1 protein-coding gene is annotated in these 3,512 nt (G+C 76.1%); it reads left to right on the forward strand.

The genetic code is table 11. The features are described 5' to 3' along the window. Positions 1-3,512 (forward strand): type I polyketide synthase (locus ACFYX3_RS41960; protein ID WP_389025408.1); only part of this gene is annotated, 3,512 nt, incomplete at both ends.

Genomic DNA, 3,512 nt, shown 5'->3' on the forward strand with positions numbered 1-3,512 from the left:
AACCGGGTCGACGTGCCGACGTATCCGTTCCAGCGTGAGCGGTACTGGCTGGAGGCCCCGGCGGGTCGGGTGACCGACCTGCGTTCGGCCGGTCTCGACAACACCGGACACGCACTCCTCGGCGCGACGGTCGACGTGGCCGACGACGGCCGCACGCTCTTCACCGCCCGCTGCTCCCTCGCCGACCACCCGTGGCTCGCGGACCACGCCGTCCAGGGCCGGACCGTCGTGCCCGGCGCGCTCTTCGCCGAGCTGGCGGTGCGCGCCGGCGACGAGGTCGGCTGCCCGACCGTCGGCGAACTGACGCTCAGCGCCCCGCTGTTCCTTCCCGAGGCCGGCGCCGTCCGGATCCAGGTGACGGTGGACCTGCCCGACGAGGCCGGACACCGGCGCTTCGGCGTCTTCGCCCAGGCCGAGGACGACCACGGGGCCTGGACGCGGCACGCCGACGGCGTGCTCGGCCCGGAGCCCGCCGACGACACCTTCACGCTCGGCGCGTGGCCCCCGAGCGGCGCCACCCCGGTCGACGTGACCGGCCTGTACGAGAGCCTCGACGCGAAGGGGTACGGCTACGGCCCCGCGTTCCGCGGGCTCAGCGCGGCCTGGCGAGGCGCGGACGGCGAGCTGTGGGCGGAGGTCGCCCTCCCCGAGGACGTCGACGCCGCCCCGTACGGCATCCACCCGGCGCTCCTCGACGCCGCCCTGCACCTCACCCACCTCGACCGGCCGGCCGACGCGGGGCTGCGGGTCCCCTTCTCCTGGGCCGGCATCGGGCTCGCGGCCGTCGGCGCCACCCGGCTCCGGGTCGCCCTGACCCGTACCGCCGAGGACGTGGTCGCGCTCCGTCTCGCCGACCCGTCCGGCGCGCCCGTCGCCACGGTGGCGGCGCTGACCCTGCGCGACGGATCGGGCAGCCTCGGCGGCGCCACCGCCGGGCCCCGCTCCTCCCTGTACGAGCTGGACTGGACCCCCGCGGCCACCACCTCCGGCGACGAAGCGCCCGTCCGGTGGGCCGAGGCCGCCGACCCGGCGGCGCTCGACGCGCTCGCCGCGGACGGAGCCGTACCGCAGACCGTCCTGGCCCGGTTCCCGTCGGCCGACGGCAACCCGGCCGAGGCCGCCCGCGTCGCCGCGCACCGGGCGCTCGCACTCGTACGCCACTGGTCGGCCGACGAGCGGTTCGCCGACTCCCGCCTGGTGTTCGTGACGGAGAACGCCGTCGCCACCGGCCCCGACGACGAGGTCGGCGGGCTGTCCCAGGCCACCGTCTGGGGCCTGGTGCGCTCCGCGCAGACCGAGCACCCGGACCGCTTCGTCCTCGTCGACGCCGCGCGCGGTGAAGGCGACGGGCGGGAGCTGTCGACGGCTCTCGCCACCGACGAGGCCCAGCTCGCGCTGCGCGACGGCACCGTCCTCGTACCCCGACTGGTCCGGGCACCGCGCACGGAGGACACGCGCCCCGCCCTCGATCCCGAGGGGACGGTCCTCGTCACCGGTGCGACCGGCGCGCTCGGCCGCGTCATCGCCCGCCACCTGGTGACCGCTCACGGCGCCCGGCACCTGCTGCTCACCGGACGCCGCGGCCCGGACGCCCCCGGGGCCGCCGAACTCGCCGCCGAACTCCGCGAACTCGGCGCCGAGATCACGCTCGCGGCCTGCGACACCGCCGACCGGGACGCGCTCGCCGCACTCCTCGCAGGCATCCCGGACGCTCACCCGCTGACCGCCGTCGTGCACTGCGCGGGCGTCACCGACGACGGCGTCGTCGCCGCCCTCACCCCGGACCGCGTCGACACCGTGCTCCGCCCCAAGGTCGACGCCGCCGTCCACCTGGACGAGCTCACCCGCGGCATGCCGCTCGACGCCTTCGTCCTCTTCTCCTCCGTCTCCGGCACCCTCGGCGGCGCCGGCCAGGCCAACTACGCGGCCGCGAACGTCTTCCTCGACGCCCTCGCACAGCACCGGCGGGCCCAGGGCCTGCCCGCCGCCGCGATCGCCTGGGGCCTGTGGGCCGACCACGGCGGCCTCGCCGGGGCCCTCGGCGAGGTCGACCTCAAGCGGCTCGGCCGCTCGGGCGTGGCCCCCCTGACCACCGAGGACGGCCTCGCGTGCTTCGACGCGGCGCTCACCGGCACGAGCCGGGCCGCCGTCGTCGCGGCCCGCATCGACACCGCCGCGATCCGTACGCACGGAACCGCCGCGCTCTCCCCGGTCCTGCGCGGGCTCGTCCCCGCCCCGGCCCGCCGGCGCACCGCGAGCGGCGGCGACTCCGGCCTCGTCCAGCGCCTGAACGCGCTGCCCGAGACCGAACGCCCCACGCTCCTGCGCGAGCTCGTCGCCGCCGAGGTCGCGGGCGTGCTCGGCCGCTCCGCGCTCGGCCCCGCCGAGGCCGACCGCTCCTTCCAGGACCTGGGCTTCGACTCCCTCACCGTCGTGGAGCTGCGCCAGCGGCTCACCGCCGCCACCGGTCTGAAGCTGCCGGCCGCCGTGGCCTTCGACTACCCGACCGTCCCGGCCCTCGCCGCCCGCATGCTCACCGAACTCCTGGGGGCGCCCGACCGGGCGGTGCCGGCGTCGGTGGTGCGGCGCGGTGGTGCGGGTGTGGTGGACGAGCCGGTCGCGATCGTGGCGATGAGCTGCCGTTATCCCGGGGGAGTGGCGTCTCCGGAGGATCTGTGGAGCATGGTCGTCGAGGGTCGTGAGGGGATCTCCGAGTTCCCGACCGACCGCGGCTGGGACCTGGCGAACCTCTTCGCCGACGACCCGGACACGCCCGGCACCTCCTATGCCCGGCACGGCGGCTTCCTCGACGACGTCGCGGGCTTCGACGCCGAGTTCTTCGGGATCAGCCCGCGCGAGGCCCTGGCCATGGACCCGCAGCAGCGGCTGCTGCTGGAAGTCTCGTGGGAGGCGATCGAGCGGGCGGGGATCGATCCGCTCGGGCTGCGGGGCTCGCGGACGGGTGTCTTCGCCGGCCTCATGCACCACGACTACGTGTCACGGCTCGGCGCCGTCCCCGACGAGCTGGAGGGCTACATCAGCACCGGCACCGCCGGCAGCGTCGCCTCCGGCCGGGTCTCCTACACGTTCGGGTTCGAAGGACCGACCCTCACGGTGGACACGGCGTGCTCGTCGTCGCTGGTGGCGCTGCACCTCGCGGCGCAGGCGCTGCGACAGGGGGAGTGCGACCTCGCCCTCGCCGGCGGCGCGACCGTCCTCGCCTCGCCCGAGAACTTCATCGAGTTCTCGCGCCAGCGTGGTCTCTCGCCGGACGGCCGGTCCCGCGCGTTCGCGGCCGGCGCCAACGGCGTCGCCTGGGCCGAGGGCGCGGGCATGCTCCTCCTGGAGCGCCTCTCCGACGCCGAACGCAACGGCCACACCGTCCTCGCCGTCCTGCGCGGCAGCGCTGTCAACTCCGACGGTGCGTCGAATGGTCTGACGGCGCCGAACGGTCCGTCGCAGCAGCGGGTGATTCGTGACGCGCTGGCGGTGGCGGGGTTGTCGGTGGGGGA

It is taken from the genome of Streptomyces sp. NPDC002463 (genome assembly GCF_042889835.1).
Classification (GTDB): domain Bacteria; phylum Actinomycetota; class Actinomycetes; order Streptomycetales; family Streptomycetaceae; genus Streptomyces; species Streptomyces nymphaeiformis.